The organism is Bradyrhizobium sp. SRS-191, assembly GCF_024586915.1.
Taxonomy (GTDB): Bacteria; Pseudomonadota; Alphaproteobacteria; order Rhizobiales; family Xanthobacteraceae; genus Bradyrhizobium.
On the sequence record NZ_JANBVS010000014.1, the window covers coordinates 174,488 to 192,587 of the forward strand.

13 protein-coding genes are annotated in these 18,100 nt (G+C 66.3%); 10 read left to right on the top strand and 3 right to left on the bottom strand.

All coding sequences use genetic code 11. The features are described 5' to 3' along the window. Positions 1–234 precede the first annotated feature (234 nt). From NLR35_RS23865 to NLR35_RS23905, 9 genes are all read left to right on the top strand, one after another. Positions 235–1,551, top strand: coding sequence for a CmpA/NrtA family ABC transporter substrate-binding protein (locus NLR35_RS23865; protein ID WP_257168968.1), 1,317 nt, complete (start codon positions 235–237; stop codon positions 1,549–1,551). Positions 1,552–1,617: 66 nt separating this feature from the next. Further along, entirely contained in the window at positions 1,618–2,526 is a 909-nt protein-coding gene (gene ntrB / locus NLR35_RS23870) for a nitrate ABC transporter permease (protein WP_257168969.1), read from the top strand. A gap of 10 nt (positions 2,527–2,536) precedes the next feature. Continuing rightward, positions 2,537–3,331 carry an ABC transporter ATP-binding protein gene (locus NLR35_RS23875; protein ID WP_257169002.1) on the top strand — a complete coding sequence of 265 codons (795 nt, stop codon included), beginning with the start codon at positions 2,537–2,539 and terminating at the stop codon, positions 3,329–3,331. 80 nt (positions 3,332–3,411) lie between these two features. Then, complete coding sequence (locus NLR35_RS23880; protein WP_257168970.1) at positions 3,412–3,837, top strand: globin family protein; 426 nt, start codon at positions 3,412–3,414, stop codon at positions 3,835–3,837. A gap of 5 nt (positions 3,838–3,842) precedes the next feature. Then, positions 3,843–5,057, top strand: a complete 1,215-nt coding sequence (locus tag NLR35_RS23885) for an NAD(P)/FAD-dependent oxidoreductase (protein ID WP_257168971.1) — start codon at positions 3,843–3,845, stop codon at positions 5,055–5,057. A gap of 17 nt (positions 5,058–5,074) precedes the next feature. Further along, positions 5,075–7,768, top strand: coding sequence for a nitrate reductase (locus tag NLR35_RS23890; protein ID WP_257168972.1), 2,694 nt, complete (start codon positions 5,075–5,077; stop codon positions 7,766–7,768). Between the two features lie 184 nt (positions 7,769–7,952). Continuing rightward, positions 7,953–8,792, top strand: coding sequence for an aldo/keto reductase (locus tag NLR35_RS23895; RefSeq protein WP_257168973.1), 840 nt, complete (start codon positions 7,953–7,955; stop codon positions 8,790–8,792). Positions 8,793–8,987: 195 nt separating this feature from the next. Then, positions 8,988–9,941, top strand: coding sequence for a DMT family transporter (locus tag NLR35_RS23900; RefSeq protein ID WP_257169003.1), 954 nt, complete (start codon positions 8,988–8,990; stop codon positions 9,939–9,941). 116 nt (positions 9,942–10,057) lie between these two features. Further along, entirely contained in the window at positions 10,058–11,230 is a 1,173-nt protein-coding gene (locus NLR35_RS23905; RefSeq protein ID WP_257168974.1) for a fumarylacetoacetate hydrolase family protein, read from the top strand. Between the two features lie 179 nt (positions 11,231–11,409). On the opposite strand, the gene NLR35_RS23910 is transcribed toward NLR35_RS23905, so the two are convergent. The 3 genes from NLR35_RS23910 to NLR35_RS23920 form a co-directional block, all read right to left on the bottom strand. Continuing rightward, positions 11,410–12,669: a 2Fe-2S iron-sulfur cluster-binding protein gene (locus tag NLR35_RS23910; RefSeq protein ID WP_257168975.1), complete on the bottom strand. Its 1,260-nt coding sequence runs from the start codon at positions 12,667–12,669 to the stop codon at positions 11,410–11,412. 55 nt (positions 12,670–12,724) lie between these two features. After that, entirely contained in the window at positions 12,725–13,906 is a 1,182-nt protein-coding gene (locus NLR35_RS23915; RefSeq protein ID WP_257168976.1) for a ferredoxin, read from the bottom strand. A gap of 1,161 nt (positions 13,907–15,067) precedes the next feature. After that, complete coding sequence (locus tag NLR35_RS23920; RefSeq protein WP_257168977.1) at positions 15,068–15,529, bottom strand: Lrp/AsnC family transcriptional regulator; 462 nt, start codon at positions 15,527–15,529, stop codon at positions 15,068–15,070. 142 nt (positions 15,530–15,671) lie between these two features. Here NLR35_RS23920 and NLR35_RS23925 point away from each other — a divergent pair, with 142 nt between their 5' ends. Continuing rightward, positions 15,672–18,053, top strand: a complete 2,382-nt coding sequence (locus NLR35_RS23925) for a transketolase (RefSeq protein ID WP_257168978.1) — start codon at positions 15,672–15,674, stop codon at positions 18,051–18,053. Positions 18,054–18,100: the final 47 nt, after the last annotated feature.

Consider the following 18,100-nt stretch of genomic DNA (forward strand, 5'->3'; position numbering starts at 1 on the left):
TCGGTCGATTTGCCTAGCCTCTTGATTCGTCGAGGCTTCTGCTTTCCTCGCTCCTTGGCATGAAGCTTGAATAGATAGCTTCGACGCCATCGATGCCGTCTGCGCAAACCCCATCCGACATCCGACGCTGCCCCTCCGAGGCTTTCCTCGGAACGCGCCCCTGTGCGCGACCACGCGGTGCCTGGACGGGCCTTCAATCCACCGAGCGCTTTTCAGACAAGGACGACTGCACTCATGACGAAGACCGCCCATCTTGCACGCTCCTCTGGCCTCAGCCGCCGTCAGCTCCTGAAGGCCGGTGCCGGGACCGCAGCGCTGCTCGCCGCCGCGAAGCTGAACCTGCCGGGCGGCGCCTTCGCGCAAGGCGCGGGGCCGGAAGTGACCAGCGCCAAGCTCGGCTTCATCGCGCTGAGCGATGCCGGCCCGCTGTTCGTCGCCAAGGACAAGGGCATCTTCGCCAAATACGGCATGCCGGATGTCGACGTGCAGAAGCAGGCCTCATGGGGCACGACGCGCGACAATCTCGTGCTCGGCTCGGAGGGTAACGGCATTGACGGCGCGCATATCCTCACGCCGATGCCGTATCTGATCTCCTCCGGCAAGGTGACGCAGAACAACCAGCCGACGCCGATGTACATCCTGGCGCGGCTCAATCTCGATGCGCAGTGCATCTCCGTCGCCAAGGAATATGCCGATCTCAAGCTCAGCCTCGACACGGCGCCATTCAAGGCGGCGCTGGAGAAGAAGAAGGCGTCCGGCAAGTCCGTGAAGGCCGCGATGACCTTCCCGGGCGGCACCCACGATCTGTGGATCCGCTACTGGCTCGCGGCCGGCGGCATCGACCCGGACAAGGACATCGAGACCATCGTGGTGCCGCCGCCGCAGATGGTGGCCAACATGAAGGTCGGCACCATGGACTGCTTCTGCGTCGGCGAGCCCTGGAATGCGCAGCTCGTCAACCAGGGCATCGGCTACACGGCCGTGACCACCGGCGAGATCTGGAACAAGCATCCTGAAAAATCCTTCGCGATGCGCGCCGCCTTCGTCGATAAATACCCGAAGGCCGCTAAGGCGCTGACCATGGCGGTCATGGAAGCCCAGCAGTGGGCGGACAAGATGGAGAACAAACAGGAGCTTGCGACCATCATGGCGAAGCGGCAGTGGATGAACTGCCCGGTCGAGGACGTCGCCGGGCGCTCGGCCGGCAAGTTCGACTACGGCACCGGCAAGGTGGTCGAGAACTCGCCTCATATCATGAAGTACTGGCGCGACTTCGCCTCCTATCCGTTCCAGAGCCACGATCTCTGGTTCATCACCGAGGACATCCGCTGGGGCAAGTACGAAGCCGGCTTCGACGCCAAGTCGCTGATCGCCAAGGTCAACCGCGAGGACATCTGGCGCGAGGCCGCCAAGGAGATGAACCTGCCGGCCGCCGAGATCCCGACCTCGAAGTCGCGCGGCAAGGAGACGTTCTTCGACGGCAAGGTGTTCGATCCCGAGGATCCCGCCGCCTACCTGAAGTCGCTGTCGATCAAGCGCGTCGACGCCTGATCAGGACCTTAGCCCGCGCGCCGATCGCGCGCGCGGCTCCTCTCATTGCACGGAGAAAAGCTTCCGATGTCCATGCCGGCTTTGACCAATGACAGAGCGTCCAATGTTGTCCCGACTGCATCAGCGTCCTCCACGGCGTCCGTGGTGACGATGACCCCGAAGCAGGCGCCTGCCGCCGAGCGCTATGTGAAGATGGCGCGTGAGGTCGCGGTGCGCGTCGTGCCGCCGCTGATCGTGCTGGTGCTGTTCATGCTGGTCTGGGAGCTGCTGTGCCGCCGCGCCGGCTCGGCGCTGCCGCCGCCGTCGCGCGTGTTCTCTGACACTCGCGAGCTGATCTTCGATCCGTTCTTCGACCATGGCGGCATCGACAAGGGCCTGTTCTGGCATCTCGAGGCGAGCCTCCGCCGCGTCGCGATCGGCTACGCCATCGCCGCAATCGTCGGCGTCGCGCTGGGCACGCTGATCGGCCAGTCGGTGTGGGCGATGCGCGGACTCGATCCGATCTTCCAGGTGCTGCGCACGATTCCGCCGCTCGCCTGGCTGCCGCTGTCGCTCGCCGCGTTCCGCGACGGCCAGCCTTCGGCGATCTTCGTCATCTTCATCACCTCCGTGTGGCCGATCATCATCAACACCGCGGTCGGCATCCGCAACATCCCGCAGGACTATCGCAACGTCGCCGCCGTCGTGCAGCTCAATCCGCTGGAGTTCTTCGCCAAGATCATGATCCCGGCGGCCGCGCCCTACATCTTCACGGGCTTGCGTATCGGCATCGGCCTGTCCTGGCTCGCGATCGTCGCGGCGGAGATGCTGATCGGCGGCGTCGGCATCGGCTTCTTCATCTGGGACGCGTGGAATTCCTCGCATATCAGCGAGATCATCCTGGCGCTGTTCTATGTCGGCATCATCGGCTTCGTGCTGGACCGGCTGATCGCGGTGGTCGGCAAGATCGTCACCCGCGGCACCGCGACGAACTGAGAGGGATCGGATCATGGCCTATCTGAAGCTCGACCACGTCGACAAGGTTTTCACCCGCGGCGCCGCGACCACCGAGGTGCTGAAGGACATCAATCTGACGATCGAGAAGGGCGAGTACGTCTCGATCATCGGCCACTCCGGCTGCGGCAAGTCGACGATGCTCAACATCGTCGCGGGCCTCACCACCGCGACCACCGGCGGCGTGCTGCTGGAGGAGCGCGAGGTGAATTCCCCGGGCCCCGACCGCGCCGTCGTGTTCCAGAACCACAGCCTGCTGCCCTGGCTGACCGTTTATGAGAACGTCCGCCTCGGCGTCGACAAGGTGTTCGCGAGGACCAAAACCCGCGCCGAGCGCGATGCCTGGACCATGCACAATCTCAACCTCGTGCAGATGGCCCATGCCAAGGACAAGCGTCCGAACGAGATCTCCGGCGGCATGAAGCAGCGCGTCGGCATTGCGCGTGCGCTGGCCATGGAGCCGAAGGTGCTGCTGCTCGACGAGCCGTTCGGCGCGCTCGACGCGCTGACGCGCGCGCATCTGCAGGACTCGGTGATGGCGCTGCATCAGAAGCTCGGCAACACCATCCTGATGATCACCCATGATGTCGACGAGGCCGTGCTGCTGTCCGACCGCATCGTGATGATGACCAACGGTCCGAGCGCGCATATCGGCGAGGTGCTGGAGGTGGCGCTGCCGCGGCCGCGCAAGCGGCTCGATCTCGCGACCAACCCGACCTACGTGAAGTGCCGCCAGCGCGTGCTCGAATTCCTCTACGAGCGGCATCGTTTCGTCGAAGCTGCGTGATGATCGAAGGCGGAGGGCGGATCGAACCGCTTTCCGCCTCCGGCGACCAACGGGTTCTCGTTTCATCAAAAGGGTTTCCCATGACGCCGTCCCAGATCGCTTTGGTTCAAGACAGTTTTGCCAAGGTCGCGCCGATCTCCGATCAGGCCGCGACGATCTTCTACGACCGCCTATTCGAGGTGGCGCCGCAGGTGCGCGCGATGTTTCCCGACGATCTCACCGGGCAGCGCAAGAAGCTGATGGCCACGCTGGCGGTCGTCGTGAACGGCTTGTCGAACTTGCCTGCGATCCTGCCGGCGGCGAGCGCGCTGGCGAAGCGCCATGTGGACTACGGTGCAAAGCCCGAGCACTACCCGGTGGTCGGCGCCGCGCTGCTTTGGACGCTCGAGAAGGGGCTCGGCTCCGCCTGGACAGCCGAGGTCGCTGATGCCTGGACCTCGGCTTACGGCACGTTGTCGGGCTTCATGATTTCGGAAGCCTATGGCAAGGCGCAGGCGGCGGAGTAGGTCAATTGAGTGAGCCGCTCGTCATCGTCGGTAACGGCATGGCCGCCGCGAAGCTGGTCGAGGAGCTGTCGCAAACGGCGCTCGGCCGGTATGCGATCGCCGTGATCGGCGAGGAGCCACGGCTCGCCTACAACCGCGTGCTGCTGTCGTCGGTGCTGGCCGGCGAGGCGGCGTCGCACGAGATCGAGCTCAAGCCTGCCGAATGGTGGCGTGCGCGCGGTGTCACGCTGAAATATGGCGCGCGCGTCACCGGCATCGATGTTGGCCGCCGCGAGCTAACAATCGAGAACGACGAGAACGTGGCGTTCTCGCGCCTGGTGCTCGCCACCGGCTCGCTGCCGCTGCGGCTGCCGGTGCCCGGCAGCGATCTGCCGGGCGTTCACACGTTTCGCGACAGCCGCGATACCGACGTCTTGCTGAGCCTGGCTGCGAAGAAATCGCGCGTCGTCGTGGTCGGCGGCGGGCTGCTCGGCCTGGAAGCTGCCTATGGTCTGGCGCGCGCCGGCGCCCAGGTGACGCTGCTGCATCTGATGGACCGCCTGATGGAGCGGCAGCTCGATGTCACAGCGGCCGCGCTGCTGAAAGTACTGGTCGAGCGCAAGGGTATCGAAGTCTTGCTGCAGGCGAGCACGGCGGCGATCCATGGCGAGGCCCTTGTCGAAAGCGTCGAGCTCGCCGATGGGCGGCGCATCGCAGCCGACGCGGTGATCTTCGCTGCCGGAATCAAGCCCAACATCGTGCTCGCCAGGGAGGCGGGGCTTGCCGTCAATCGCGGCATCGCCGTCGACGACGTCATGCAGACCTCGGCGCCCGGGATCTTCGCGCTCGGCGAATGCGCCGAGCATCGCGGGACCTGCTACGGCCTGGTGGAGCCCGCCTATGAGCAGGCGCGGGTGCTGGCGCGGCATCTCGCCGGCCGCAAGGCGGCCTATTCCGGCAGTGTCGTGTCGACCAATCTCAAGGTATCCGGCGTTGCCGTGTTCTCGGCCGGCGACTTCATCGGCGCCGAGGGCAGCGAGGCGATCGTGCTCAACGATGTCAGGCGCGGCATCTACAAGAAGCTGGTCATCGCCGACGGGCGGCTGACCGGTGCCGTGCTGATCGGCGACACGCAGGACGCGCTCTGGTATCGCGACTTGATCCGCAGCCGTGAACCAATTGCGTCGATCCGGACCGAGATGATGTTCGGCCGCGTGGGGACGCGGCCGAAGGCTGCGTGAAGGGGGCTCGCACGACGATGACCACTGTCGATCCGAAGCTGCGCACCGTGCGTACCGCCTGTCCTTATTGCGGCGTCGGCTGCGGCGTGCTCGCGACGCCCGATGGCAGCGGCGGCGCGGCCATCTCCGGCGATCCCGCGCATCCCGCCAATCTCGGCCGTCTCTGCTCGAAGGGCTCGGCGCTCGGCGAGACGCTGGGCCTCGAGAGCCGGCTGCTCTACCCGATGGTCCGCTGCAAGCACGGCATGGAGCGGGTCGCCTGGAGCGATGCGCTCGATCACGTTGCGAACAGGCTGAAGCACATCGTCGCCCGCGACGGCGAGGACGCGGTGGCGTTCTATCTCTCGGGCCAGATGCTGACCGAGGACTACTACGTCGCCAACAAGCTGATGAAGGGCTTTCTCGGCTCGGCCAATGTCGACACCAATTCGCGGCTGTGCATGGCGTCCTCGGTCGCCGGCCATCGCCGCGCCTTCGGCGCCGACACCGTGCCCGGCACCTATGAGGACCTCGACCAGGCCGATCTCCTGGTGTTCGTCGGCAGCAATGCCGCCTGGTGCCACCCCGTGCTCTACCAGCGCATGCTGGCGAACAAGCAGAATCGCGGCGCCAAATTCGTCGTCATCGATCCCCGCCGCACCGATACGTCGAGCGAGGCGGATCTCTTCCTCGGCCTCAAGCCCGGCACGGATTCCGCGCTGTTCTCCGGCCTCCTGGTGCATCTCGCCGACAGCGGCGCGCTCGATCGCGACTACATCGCCGATCACACGGCTGGTTTCGACGAGACGCTGGCGCGCGCCCGCAATCTCGCCGGCAGTGCCGGCGCCACTGCGCTCGCCACGGGCCTGTCGGAGGCCGATGTCGCGGCGTTCTTCAAGCTGTTCAGCGAGACTCCGAAGGTCGTCACCTTGTATTCCCAGGGGGTTAACCAGTCGGCGCAGGGCACCGACAAGGTCAACGCCATCATCAACTGCCATCTTGCCGCGGCACGGATCGGCAAGCCCGGCATGGGGCCGTTCTCGCTGACCGGCCAGCCCAATGCGATGGGCGGCCGCGAGGTCGGCGGTCTCGCCAACCAGCTCGCCGCCCATATGGGCTTCACGCCGCCGGACATCGATCGTGTCAGACGCTTCTGGAAGGCCTCCGACATCGCCACCCATGAGGGCCTGAAGGCGGTCGCGATGTTCGAGGCGATCGCGCGCGGCCAGATCAAGGCGCTGTGGGTGATCGGCACCAATCCGGCGGTATCGCTGCCAGACGCCGATCTCGTACGCGCTGCGCTCAAGAAGCTCGAGCTGTTCGTCGTCTCGGAAAACGTCCGCTCCAACGACACCGTCGATGTCGGCGCGCATGTGCTGCTGCCGGCGCAGGCGTGGGGCGAGAAGTCGGGCACCGTCACCAACTCCGAGCGCCGCATCTCACGCCAGCGCGCGTTCATGGCTCCGGCGGGCGAGGCCAAGCCCGACTGGTGGATCCTGAGCGAGGTCGGCAAGCGGCTCGGCCACGCCGCCGCCTTCAACTACACCTCAGCCGCGGACGTGTTCCGCGAGCATGCCGCGCTGTCGGCGTTCGAGAACGACGGCAGCCGCGACTTCGACATCGGTGGTCTCGCGACGCTGTCGGACGAGGAATACGACACGATGGCGCCGGTGCAGTGGCCGGTGCGCGCGGGCAAGCCGCCGTCGCCGCGCTTCTTCGCCGACGGCGCGTTCTACACCAACGATCGCAAGGCGCGCTTCGTCGCGCCGGAGGTGCCGGCGCTGCGCGGCGAGACGACGGCGGCGCGTCCGCTGCGTCTCAACACCGGGCGCATCCGCGACCAGTGGCATACGATGACGCGCACCGGCCTCAGCCCGCGCCTCGGCGCACACCTTCCGGAGCCGTTCGTCGAGGTGCATCCGGACGACGCGCTGCGCTACGGCCTGATGCATGACGGTTTTGCCAAGGTCACGACCGAGCACGGTCAGTGCATTCTCAAGGTCGTGGTCAGCGAGCGCCAGCAGCGCGGCATGCTGTTCGCGCCGATCCATTGGAACGCGACCAATTCCTCGCATGGCCGCGTCGGCGCGCTTGTCGCCTCGCATACCGATCCGTTCTCCGGCCAGCCCGAGGCCAAGGCGACGCCGGCCGCGATCAGCCCCTATGAATACGTGTTCCGCGGCTTCATCCTGTCGCGCACCGAGCTGACGCTGCCGCCGAACTTGTGGTGGGCGCGGGCGACAGTGCCCGGTGGCTTCGGCTATCTGTTCGCGGACAATGGCGACCTGATGCGCTGGCCTGGCTGGTTCAAGGCGCGCGCCACCGACGATGTCGCCGACTACATGGATGTCGGCGGCGGGGTCTATCGCGCCGCGTGCTTCGACCGCGACCGCATCGCCACCTCGGTGTTCGTCGGCCCCGGCCACGACGCCGGCGATTGGAACGTCGTGAAGACGATGTTCGCCGCCGATCGCCTCGACGATGAGCAGCGCCGCATGCTGCTGTCGGGACGCGCGCCGGATGGCGCCAGTGGCGGCCCGATCGTCTGCGCCTGCTTCGGCGTCGGCCGCGACACCATCTGCGACGCGATCGCGTCAGGCGCGCGCACACCCGCCGCGATCGGCGCGCAGCTCAAGGCCGGCACCAATTGCGGCTCCTGCATCCCCGAGATGAAGCGGCTGATCGCGCAGACGCCGGCGCAGGCGGACGTGTCGGTGAAGGTGGCGAGCTAGCCAAGCCCATCGTCATTCCGGGGCGAGGCCGTAAGGCCTCGAACCCGGAATCTCGAGATGGTGGAGACGAGCCGGTGCAAACCAAGCTCGAGATTCCGGGCTCGACGCCGGCGCGTCGCCCCGGAATGACGTTCCTGGCGAGCCCCAATCGACGCCGCCCGCTGTGTCCTCTATGCTTCCTTCCATGAAGCACAAGACATTCGGAACCGGCGGCGCGGGCGTGTCCGTCATCGGGCAGGGCACCTGGTATCTCGACCACGCCGATCGCAAGCGCGCCATCACGACGTTGCAGCGCGGACTCGATCGCGGCATGACGCATATCGACACCGCCGAGATGTATGGCGAGGCGGAGCTCGTGATCGCCGAAGCCATCGCCGGCCGCCGCGACGAGGTGTTCCTGGTCTCCAAGGTGCTGCCGAGCAACGCCTCGCGCAAGGGCACCATCAGCGCCTGCGAACGCTCGCTGAAGCGGCTGAAGACCGACCGGCTCGACTGCTATCTCTTGCATTGGCCGGGCTCCTATCCGCTGGAGGACACCGTCGCCGCGTTCGAGGAGCTCAAGGCCGCCGGCAAGATCGCGTCCTGGGGCGTCAGCAATTTCGACGTCGACGATCTCGACGAACTGCTGGACGTGGCCGGTGAGGGCAGGATTGCCTGCAACCAGGTCCTCTATCACCTGCAGGAACGTGCCATCGAGCATGCCGTCATCCCGTGGTGCGGCCAGCACGGTGTCGCGGTGGTGGCCTATTCCCCGTTCGGGCACGACGACTTCCCCGACCCGCACAGTCCCAGCGGCGACGTGCTGCAGCGGATCGCGCAGCAGCACAAGGCGACGCCGCGCCAGATCGCGCTCGCGTTCCTGACCCGCGCCTCCTCGCTGCTCGCGATCCCCAAGGCGTCGCGCCCGGAACATGCCGAGGAGAACGCCTTAGCCGGCGACATCGAGCTCACCGCCGCCGAGATCGCCGCGATCGATCGCGCCTTTCCGCGCGGGCCGAAGCCGCGGGGCTTGCCGATGCTGTAATGCAGCATCACGGAGTATTACGGAGTTTTGCTAACGCGACGCGATGAGCGCATAGATGCTGCCCGCTTTCAACGGGTTGTCCCGGCCGCGTGATTGGCGTTTTGTCGCCTCTCACCGAATCGTGCCGCCTCTCAACATCCGAGTTCGACCGTGACCCCGCCCCCGAGTGCGGCAGCCGCCGCGCGACTCGACGACGTGCCGACACAAGTACAGCCGAAGCCGACCACCGCGCGCAAGCGCGCTCCGGCGCGGGCCGACCGGCCGTTCCGCGGCATCGCGCTGATCCTGCTGTCGACCGTGTTCCTCGGCACCTCGGACGTCACGGCGAAATATCTCTCCAAGACGTTGCCCTCGATCGAGATCACCTGGATCCGCTTCGTCGTGTTCGCGCTGATCATGATGCCGGCGATGATCCCGGGCTCGCCGCTGTTTGCGATGCGCACCGAACGGGTCAAGTTCCATCTGCTGCGCGGCGTCGCGCTGCTCGGCTCCTCCATCATGTTCATCTCCGGCCTGCGCTATCTGCCGATCGCCGAGGCCTCGGCCACCGGCTTCGTCGCGCCGCTGTTCGTGACCGCGCTGTCGATCGTCTTCCTCAGCGAGAAGGTCGGCCTGCGCCGCTGGATCGCGACCGCGGTCGGCCTGTTCGGCGTGCTGGTCATTCTGCGCCCCGGCACCGGCGCCTTCCATCTCGCCGCGCTGTTCCCGATTGCGTCCGCCTTCGCGTGGGCCTGCACTCTGATCATGACGCGCATGATGAGCGGCCGCGAGCACGCCATCACCATCATGACCTATTCGTCGATCGCCGGCGTCTGCCTGCTCTCGGCCATGGTGCCGTTCGTCTGGACAACGCCGTCCTGGCAGGACATCGGCTTCGGCGTGCTGGTCGGCGTCGCCTCGACCATGGGGCAGTGGATCGTCGTGCTCGCCTTCCGATACGCCGATGCCTCGGTGCTGGCGCCGTTCTCCTACACCCAGCTGCTCTGGGTCAGCATCCTCGGCTTCCTGGTGTTCGGCGAACTGCCGGATGTCTGGACCATCGTCGGCGCCGCCTTCATCGTTTCCAGCGGCCTCTACACCGCCCACCGCGAGCGCGTCCGCCGCTCGCAACTGCTGCAGGTCGCCGGCGAAAGCTCGCCGAATCCGTGAGCGGCGTTCCGTCGCTCGGCTCCGCCGCAGAATGAGACTGTGCGCGGCTTGGAGCCGGCGCGCGCTGGTGCTAGGTGTGCCCCCGAGCAATAACAACAACAGGGGAGCACGCCGCCATGATCACGTTGACGCCCGAGACCGTCCTGCCTGACGACGGCGCCAGCGGAACGCTGGTCGGCCGTATCTGGCGCCCCGATGTCGACGGTCCGGCCGTGGTCGCTGTGCGCGAAGACGGCGTGTTCGATGTGACCTCGGCTTTCCCCACCGTCACGGCGCTGTGCGAGCACGATGATCCGGCCGCCGCCTTGCGTGCCATGAAAGGCGAGCGCATCGGCGATCTCGCCGCCATCCTCGCCAATACGCCGCCCGATCGCCGCAATCCCGCAAAACCCTGGCTGCTCGCGCCCGTCGATCTGCAGGTCCTCAAAGCCGCCGGCGTCACCTTCGCGATCTCGATGCTGGAGCGCGTCATCGAGGAGCGCGCGCGCGGCAACCCGGCCTCGGCGGACGCGATCCGACAGGAGGTGGTGCGGCTGGTCGGCGACGATTTTTCCAAGCTCAAGCCGGGCTCGGAGCAGGCGATGCACCTCAAGCAGGTGCTGATCGAGCAGAACGCCTGGAGCCAGTATCTCGAGGTCGGCATCGGTCCCGATGCCGAGGTCTTCACCAAGGCGCCGACCCTGTCGTCGGTCGGCACCGGCATGGATGCCGGGCTGCATCCGAAGTCGACCTGGAACAATCCGGAGCCGGAGGTCGTGCTGGTGGTGTCCAGCCGCGGCGCCATCGTCGGCGCGACGCTCGGCAACGACGTCAATCTGCGCGACTTCGAGGGCCGCTCGGCGCTGCTGCTGTCGAAGGCCAAGGACAACAACGCGTCCTGCGCCATCGGCCCGCTGCTGCGCCTGTTCGACAAGAGCTTTGGGCTCGACGACGTCAGGAAGATGGACGTCGCCTTGACCGTGACCGGCAGCGACGGCTTCGAGCTCGATGGGCATTCGTCGATCTCGAAGATCAGCCGCGACCCGACCGATCTCGTCGCCCAGACCATCGGTGCCGTGCATCAATATCCCGACGGCTTCGCGCTGTTCCTCGGCACGATGTTCGCCCCCGTGAAGGACCGCGACGCGCCGGGGCAGGGTTTTACGCACAAGCGCGACGACATCGTCACCATCTCCGCCCCGCAACTCGGCCGCCTCGTCAACCGCATGCGCAACAGCGACGAATGCGAACCGTGGACGTTCGGTGTGGGCGCGCTGATGCGCAGCCTGGCGAGGCGGAAGCTGATCTGAGGGATGTTTCTTGGTACTCCGTCATGCCCGGGCTTGTCCCGGGCATCCACGCTTATCCGCGTATGCTGAACGACGTGGATGGCCGGGACAAGCCCGGCCATGACGACGTTGAGACGGACGAGGACTAATCTGCTGTCCTCTCATGCGGCTGACTTTTTGCAGATACCAGGCCGCAGTTCTCACACATGCCCCGACGCCATCTGGCCGGCGGCGCGGCGCGGGCGTTCCTGCGCTTGCGCATGTTCGCCCAGCGCCCGTTCGCGCACCAGCGACAGCGCGTGGTCGCGCTCGGCGGCGGTGCTGCGGCGGGGCTCGGGCCGGCGCGGGGCGAGATCGTCGTCGATCGGATCCTTCGGCACCAGTGACAGGGCCTTGGCGAACGGATCGAGCAACGCGTCGTGCCCCTTGCCGCTGTCGCGGCTTGGCTCGGGCTCTGCCGGCCGCCGCGCCACCAGCGTCTTGATGCGGCCGATCAGCCCCGACGGCGCCTCGTGCGGCGCCGAGTCGAACGGATCGGCATAGAACGTCGCGCCGGCCTTCTCGACCATCCCGGCGAGCGCGGTGACCATGCGCGGCGAGCCGCAGGCATAGACGACATCGGAGGCCGTCAGCGTCGGCATGTGCGGCTCGATGCGGCCGGTGCGGATCGACGGATGATTGATCGGGCCTTCCTCCACGGTCGGGACGATCGCGACGTTCGGCAGCCGCGCGAGCTGCGCCAGGATCGGCGTCATGTAGAGCTGGGGCAGTTTCTTGGCGCCGGCGATGATCACCATCGGGCGGCTGCGGTTCTCGCGCAGCGCCATCGCGGCGATCGCCCAGATCGGCGCAAAGCCGGTGCCGCTGCCGGCGAGGACGAGACGACCGGTACCGCCGGGACGCAGGAAGGCATGGCCATAGGGCCCCTGGATGCGCAGCCTATGACCGGGACGGATGCCGCTGCCAAGCGCTTGCGTCACGCGGCCGCCGCGCACCTTCTTGATGTTGAGATGGATGACGCGGCCGCCGATGCGGCCGTCGAACGAGGCGGTGGGGCTGTAGGCGCGCGCCGGATAGCCGGCGAAGGTGAACTTGAAGTACTGGCCGGGCAGATAGCTGATGCTCTTCTCCGGCGCGATCATCAGCTCCATGATATCGGGCGCAACCTCGCGCAGGCCGACGAGGCGTGCCTTGCTGACGTCGATCTCCGGCACGTCCTCGACATCGACGTCGAGGTCGGACACCACGCGCGCCTGGCACGCATAGATCATGCCCTGCGTATGCGTCTCGCCGCATACCGTCTGGCCCTTGGCGACGTGAACCATGCAGGTGCCGCAGGTGCCGGCGCGGCAGTCGAACGGAATCTCGACGCCGTTGGCCAGCGCGCCATCGAGCAGCACGTCGCCTGCGCGGACGCGAAACTGGCGGCCTTTGACGGTGACGGTCCTGAAGTTCGACATGCTCTGCTCCTCGATCGAATACGCTTGTGACTGTGGGACGGTTCGCGCCGCGGGATCACGCCTTGCCGGGCGAGACGCGGATCAGGTTCTTGTTGGCCGTGCTCTCGAACCGGCTCGACCAGTAGTTCGACGCCATCACCGGACGCTTCAGCCAGCTCACCTTCGGATTGCGCAGCACCAGGAACCAGAAGAAGAACGGCGTGGTGACGAGATGCGACACCAGCGGAAACCAGTCCGGCAGCAGCGACGCCGGGCCGGGCAGGCGGTACCAATAGTAGGTGCTGATCGCGGCCGCCGCGAAGATGCGATGCATCTTGGTGCGTTGGGCAGGCTTGTAGCGCAGCACGTGCTCGCCGACCTTGAACACGGCATAGCTGATGATCGCCGCGATGAACGGCCAGGCATAGGCGGTGATGATCTCGGCCTGGCCGACCTGCTCCGGCGGATAGTCCGGCACCTGGAACCAGCCCCAGACGAAGCCGGGAAAGCTGCCGATCAGGAAGTTGCCGAGGAACTGCTGCACCTTCGTGGGCACGCCCGCGGTCGGCGTCAGCTCCGGCGTCGAGTCGGGGCAGGGGTTGCTGCACGCTTCGCAGATGTTGCAACGGGCGTTCTTGAAGGTCAGGGCCGGGTTGGTGCCATAGAGGCGCTCGACGGGATGGATCGGGCACAGCGAGGTGCACCAGCCCGAGCGCATCTCGAACACCGAGCCCATCGCGAACGCCATGAACGCGGCCGACAGCAGCATCAGCGCGGTCAGCGGGCCGTCGACGTTGAGCCCGATGCGCCGCATCGGCACGACGATGAACAGCAGGGTCACGCCGATCACCGCCAGCGTCGCCGCGCCCCATTCGGGCATCCGGATGTTTTGCGAGATGCCCATCTTATTCGGCAGCAGATGGAAGGTCGCCATCGGGCAGATGTTGCGCCACAGCCCCGGCGAGATCGTCACCAGCGCCGGCGCGATCGGGATCAGCAGATTCCACATCAGGGCGATGCCGAGCGGCGGGAAGAACAGCAGCAGGTTCACCAGGAGAACGCCGACGACCAGCATGACCGTCTGCATCGTCAGCCAGAACCGCCGTTCGGCGCGACCGGTGCTGCGGCTGCCCGGCTGTGCCGCCGGCTGATAGCGGGCGGGAGCCACATTGACCGCCACATGCGTGAGCGGCCGGGTCTGTCGTTGGTGCGACGTGTAGTCGTATTGGGCCGAACGTTGAGCGCTGTTGTTCTGCATTGCTTTCCAGGACGCTGGTTTCTCTGTACGGGCGCGCTGGTGTGACGACGTGAGGCCGGACCTATCAGTCCGTCAGGCCTGTTAGTTCGCGTCATCAGCGCATGCTGTACCGCAGAATCTGACGGCGAGATGTGGCGCTTTTTGACGGCCAATATGGACGTCCCTGGGCCATGCTGCGGTCGGCCTGCGGCCGTTTGATCTGGATCAAACCGAGGAACATCAAGGATTTGATCGGGATCGAGAGATGCTTTTCGAAGCCGTTTGATCTGGATCAATGACGGCCTCGGCTGTGACTCATCGCGGGCGGAATCGAGGCGGTGATTGCGCGGCGCCATCGCGGGCCTCATGGTGCCTCACCCTGAGGAGCCCGCCGAAAGGCGGGCGTCTCGAAGGGCGAGGCCCCAACTGCAGAGCGAGGCAGCTCTCTGGCTGCCCGACGGGCAAATCGGGGCGCGCGCGAAAATCCTGTCCAGGCCTGCGCTGAAAAATAAACCGCTTGCTTACTTCGTAAAATCAGCATTACTCTCCCGCTCGTTCCGTTGCGTCGGAGGGGACGTATCGCGGTCGTCACGGACGTCGGCAGCGGAATGCGGTGGGCGTGGGTCGTTGCAGCGTGAGCAGTCGCGCGGACGAACAATGATGCACGCACGGTCAAGTCGCGCGGTCCTGGCACCCCGAAGCTGGTGTCCCGCGCAATGCGCGAGAAGCGCGTTGTCGCGATACGGTGGCCAAAAGCCGGCGCACCGGGGAGAACGCGAAGCAGCCGTCAAAACCATCGCGCGGGGAAGGCCGGGCGTTTCCGGCCAGACCTGTGGTTCCTGCCGCCTGCATTTTTTCCGCAGGCGGGCCACGGGCGCGGCCAGCGCCCGGCCTTCCCTGCGCCCTTCTGTACTGAAGGGCCGTGAGGTCAGCACAACTCGGGCGCAAGGCGTCGCGGGACAGCGAATGCATGTGACAATCGAATTGTCGTTACGGGCGCTAGCGATGACCAGAACTATCACGCAGCATTCCGTCGTCGTCCCGGCGAAAGCCGGGACCCATAACCACAGGGAGAGGTTGTTGTGCGCGATGGTCGACCAGCCGTTCCTCACCACACACGCTGCGGAGTATGGCTCCCGGCGTCCGCCGGGACGACGATGGAGGGTGATGAAGCTGCGCGCCTCACACCGGCAGTGCGATGGAATACTTCACCTGACTCAGTGCAAAGCTGCTCTCGATCGAGGCGATGCCGTCGAGCCTTGTCAGCTTGGTCTTCAGGAAGGCCTCATACGACGACAGGTCCGCCGCCACCACGCGCAGCATGTAGTCGCGATTGCCAGTCATCAGATAGCATTCGAGCACCTCGGGCCAGGCGGAGATCGCCTTTTCGAACCGCTTGAGATCCTCCTCCTTCTGCCGCGCCAGCTTGATGGAGATGAAGACCGAGACGTGCAGACCCAGAGCCTTCTGGTCGACGGTGGCGATGTAGCGGGTGATGACGCCGCGCTCCTCCAGAAGCTTGACGCGGCGATGGCAGGGCGAGACCGAGAGGCCGACCTTGTCGGCGAGCTCCTGCATGGTGATGCGGCCGTCGGCCTGGAGGTGGCTGAGGATCTTGCGGTCGATGGCGTCGAGCTCGGGCATTGGGATGTCGTCCCGGAAAAGATCGGTCTGATGGGAAAATATCCCAATGTTGACCGACCGTGCGCGAAAATTTGAGAATTATGGCCGCCTTGGCGGGATTAGAGTCAACGAATCCACCGAACGCCCCTGGGAGCCGCGCGCCATGGCCAAGCCATCCGCATTGACGCCATCCGCATCGTCAGACCGTCTCGACATCCTGAACGCGCTGACCCGCAAGGCGCTGTGGCTGTCGTCCTGGACCATCCACCACGCCAACCACATCCGGCCGAACACCGATGGCCTCAAGGTCGGCGGCCATCAGGCGTCGTCGGCCTCGCTCGCGACCATCATGTCGGCGTTGTACTTCTCGGTGCTGCGCCCCGAGGACCGCGTCGCGGTGAAGCCGCATGCGAGCCCCGTCTTCCACGCCATCCAATATCTGTTCGGCCGGCAGACGAAGGAGAAGCTGGAGAACTTCCGCGGCTTCAAGGGCGCGCAGTCCTATCCGTCGCGCACCAAGGACGTCGACGATGTCGACTTCTCGACCGGCTCGGTCGGCCTCGGCGTCGCGCAGACGCTGTTCTCGTCGCTGGTGCAGGACTACGTCAAGGCGCATGGCTGGATGAAGGACCGCCGCGAGGGCCGCATGATCGCGCTCGTCGGCGACGCCGAGATGGACGAGGGCAACATCTTCGAGGCGCTGGCCGAGGGCTGGAAGCACGGTCTGCGCAACACCTGGTGGATCGTCGATTACAACCGCCAGAGCCTCGATGCCGTGGTGCGCGAGGGCCTGTGGGAAAAGTTCGAGACCATGTTCCGCAATTTCGGCTGGGACGTGGTGATCGTGAAATACGGCCGGCTGATGCGCGAGGCGTTCGCGGAGCCCGGCGGTGAGGCGCTGCGCCGCTGGATCGACAACTGCCCGAATGCGCTCTACGCGGCGCTGTGCTTCCAGGGCGGCGCGGCCTTCCGTAAGCATATCCAGGACGAGATCGGCGATCAGGGCGACGTCACGCGGCTGCTCGATAAGCGCAGCGACGACGAACTGCTGGCGCTGATGTCCAATCTCGGCGGCCACGACATGGCAAGCATGCTGGAGGCGTTCGAGTCTATCGATCACGACCGTCCGGTCTGCTTCATCGCCTACACCATCAAGGGTGTCGGCCTGCCGTTCCAAGGGCACAAGGACAACCACGCCGGCCTGATGACCGTGACGCAGATGGAGACGTGGCGCGCGCAGCAGAACATCCGCCCGGGCCATGAATGGGACAAGTTCGAGGGCCTGACGCAGGACGCCGCGACATTGGAGGCCTTCCTCGCCGCCGTTCCGTTCAACCGCGACGGCCGCCGGCTCGATGACGCCGTCTTCGACGTGCCCAGGCTGACCTTCACGGCCGCAGCGCAGATGTCGACGCAGCAGGGCTTCGGCCTGATCCTCAACGATCTCGCGCGCAGCGACAGCGCGATGGCGTCGCGCATCGTGACCTCGTCGCCCGACGTGACCGTCTCGACCAATCTCGGCGCCTGGGTCAACCGCCGCGGCCTGTTCGCGCATGCCGAGAAGGCCGACCTGTTCCGCAGCGAGAAGATCCCGTCGACCTTCAATTGGGCGGCCTCGCCGAAGGGCCAGCACATCGAGCTCGGCATCGCCGAGATGAACCTTTTCATCATGGCCTCGGCGCTCGGCCTGTCGCATTCGATCAACGGCGCCCGGCTGCTGCCGATCGTCACGCTGTACGATCCCTTCATCGAGCGCGGCCTCGATGCGCTGAACTACGCCTGCTATCAGGATGCGCGTTTCATGGTCGTCGCGACGCCGTCGGGCGTGACCTTGGCGCCTGAGGGCGGGGCGCATCAGTCGATCGCGACGCCGCTGATCGGCATGGCGCAGGACGGCTTGTCGTCGTTCGAGCCGGCCTTCGTCGACGAGCTCGCCGCGATCATGAAATGGGGCTTTGCCCACATGCAGGCCGCGCCGGGCGAGGGCGGTTCGGTTTACTTGCGGCTGTCGACCCGCCCGGTCGACCAGCCGCAGCGCATCATGACGCCGGAGATGGAAGCCGACATCGCCGCCGGCGCCTATTGGCTGCGCAAGCCCGGGCCGAACGCGGAGGTGATCATCGCCTATACGGGGACGGTCGCGCCGGAAGCGATCGAGGCGACCGGATTGATCGGCGAGTCCCGCCGCGACGTCGGCCTGCTCGCGATCACCTCGGCCGACCGCCTGCATGCCGGCTGGACGGCGGCGCGCAGCCTGCGGCGGCATCGCCGCGGCGTGCAGCATCTCAGCCATATCGAGCAGCTGCTCGCGCCGCTGCCGCGCGATTGCGGCATCGTCACCGTCATCGACGGCCATCCGGCGACGCTGGGCTGGCTCGGCTCTGTGCGCGGTCATCGCGTCGAGGCACTGGGCGTGGAGAAGTTCGGCCAGACCGGCACGATCGACGATCTCTATCGCCACAACGGCATGGATGCGAACGCGATCATCGACGCCGCCGAGAGCCTCACCGGCGCGCCGGTGCGGCATCGCAAGATGGCGGTGTGAGAGGGGCCGAAAACAAGGACGCCGCCTCGCTCACCTGGGGTGAAGGA

Bases quoted from the DNA above. Each gene is read 5' to 3' on its own strand.
- NLR35_RS23865 (WP_257168968.1), top strand. From the start codon at position 235: ATGACGAAGACCGCCCATCTTGCACGCTCCTCTGGCCTCAGCCGCCGT.
- ntrB (WP_257168969.1), top strand. From the start codon at position 1,618: ATGTCCATGCCGGCTTTGACCAATGACAGAGCGTCCAATGTTGTCCCG.
- NLR35_RS23880 (WP_257168970.1), top strand. From the start codon at position 3,412: ATGACGCCGTCCCAGATCGCTTTGGTTCAAGACAGTTTTGCCAAGGTC.
- NLR35_RS23890 (WP_257168972.1), top strand. From the start codon at position 5,075: ATGACCACTGTCGATCCGAAGCTGCGCACCGTGCGTACCGCCTGTCCT.
- NLR35_RS23895 (WP_257168973.1), top strand. From the start codon at position 7,953: ATGAAGCACAAGACATTCGGAACCGGCGGCGCGGGCGTGTCCGTCATC.
- NLR35_RS23905 (WP_257168974.1), top strand. From the start codon at position 10,058: ATGATCACGTTGACGCCCGAGACCGTCCTGCCTGACGACGGCGCCAGC.
- NLR35_RS23910 (WP_257168975.1), bottom strand. From the start codon at position 12,669: ATGTCGAACTTCAGGACCGTCACCGTCAAAGGCCGCCAGTTTCGCGTC.
- NLR35_RS23915 (WP_257168976.1), bottom strand. From the start codon at position 13,906: ATGCAGAACAACAGCGCTCAACGTTCGGCCCAATACGACTACACGTCG.
- NLR35_RS23920 (WP_257168977.1), bottom strand. From the start codon at position 15,529: ATGCCCGAGCTCGACGCCATCGACCGCAAGATCCTCAGCCACCTCCAG.
- NLR35_RS23925 (WP_257168978.1), top strand. From the start codon at position 15,672: ATGGCCAAGCCATCCGCATTGACGCCATCCGCATCGTCAGACCGTCTC.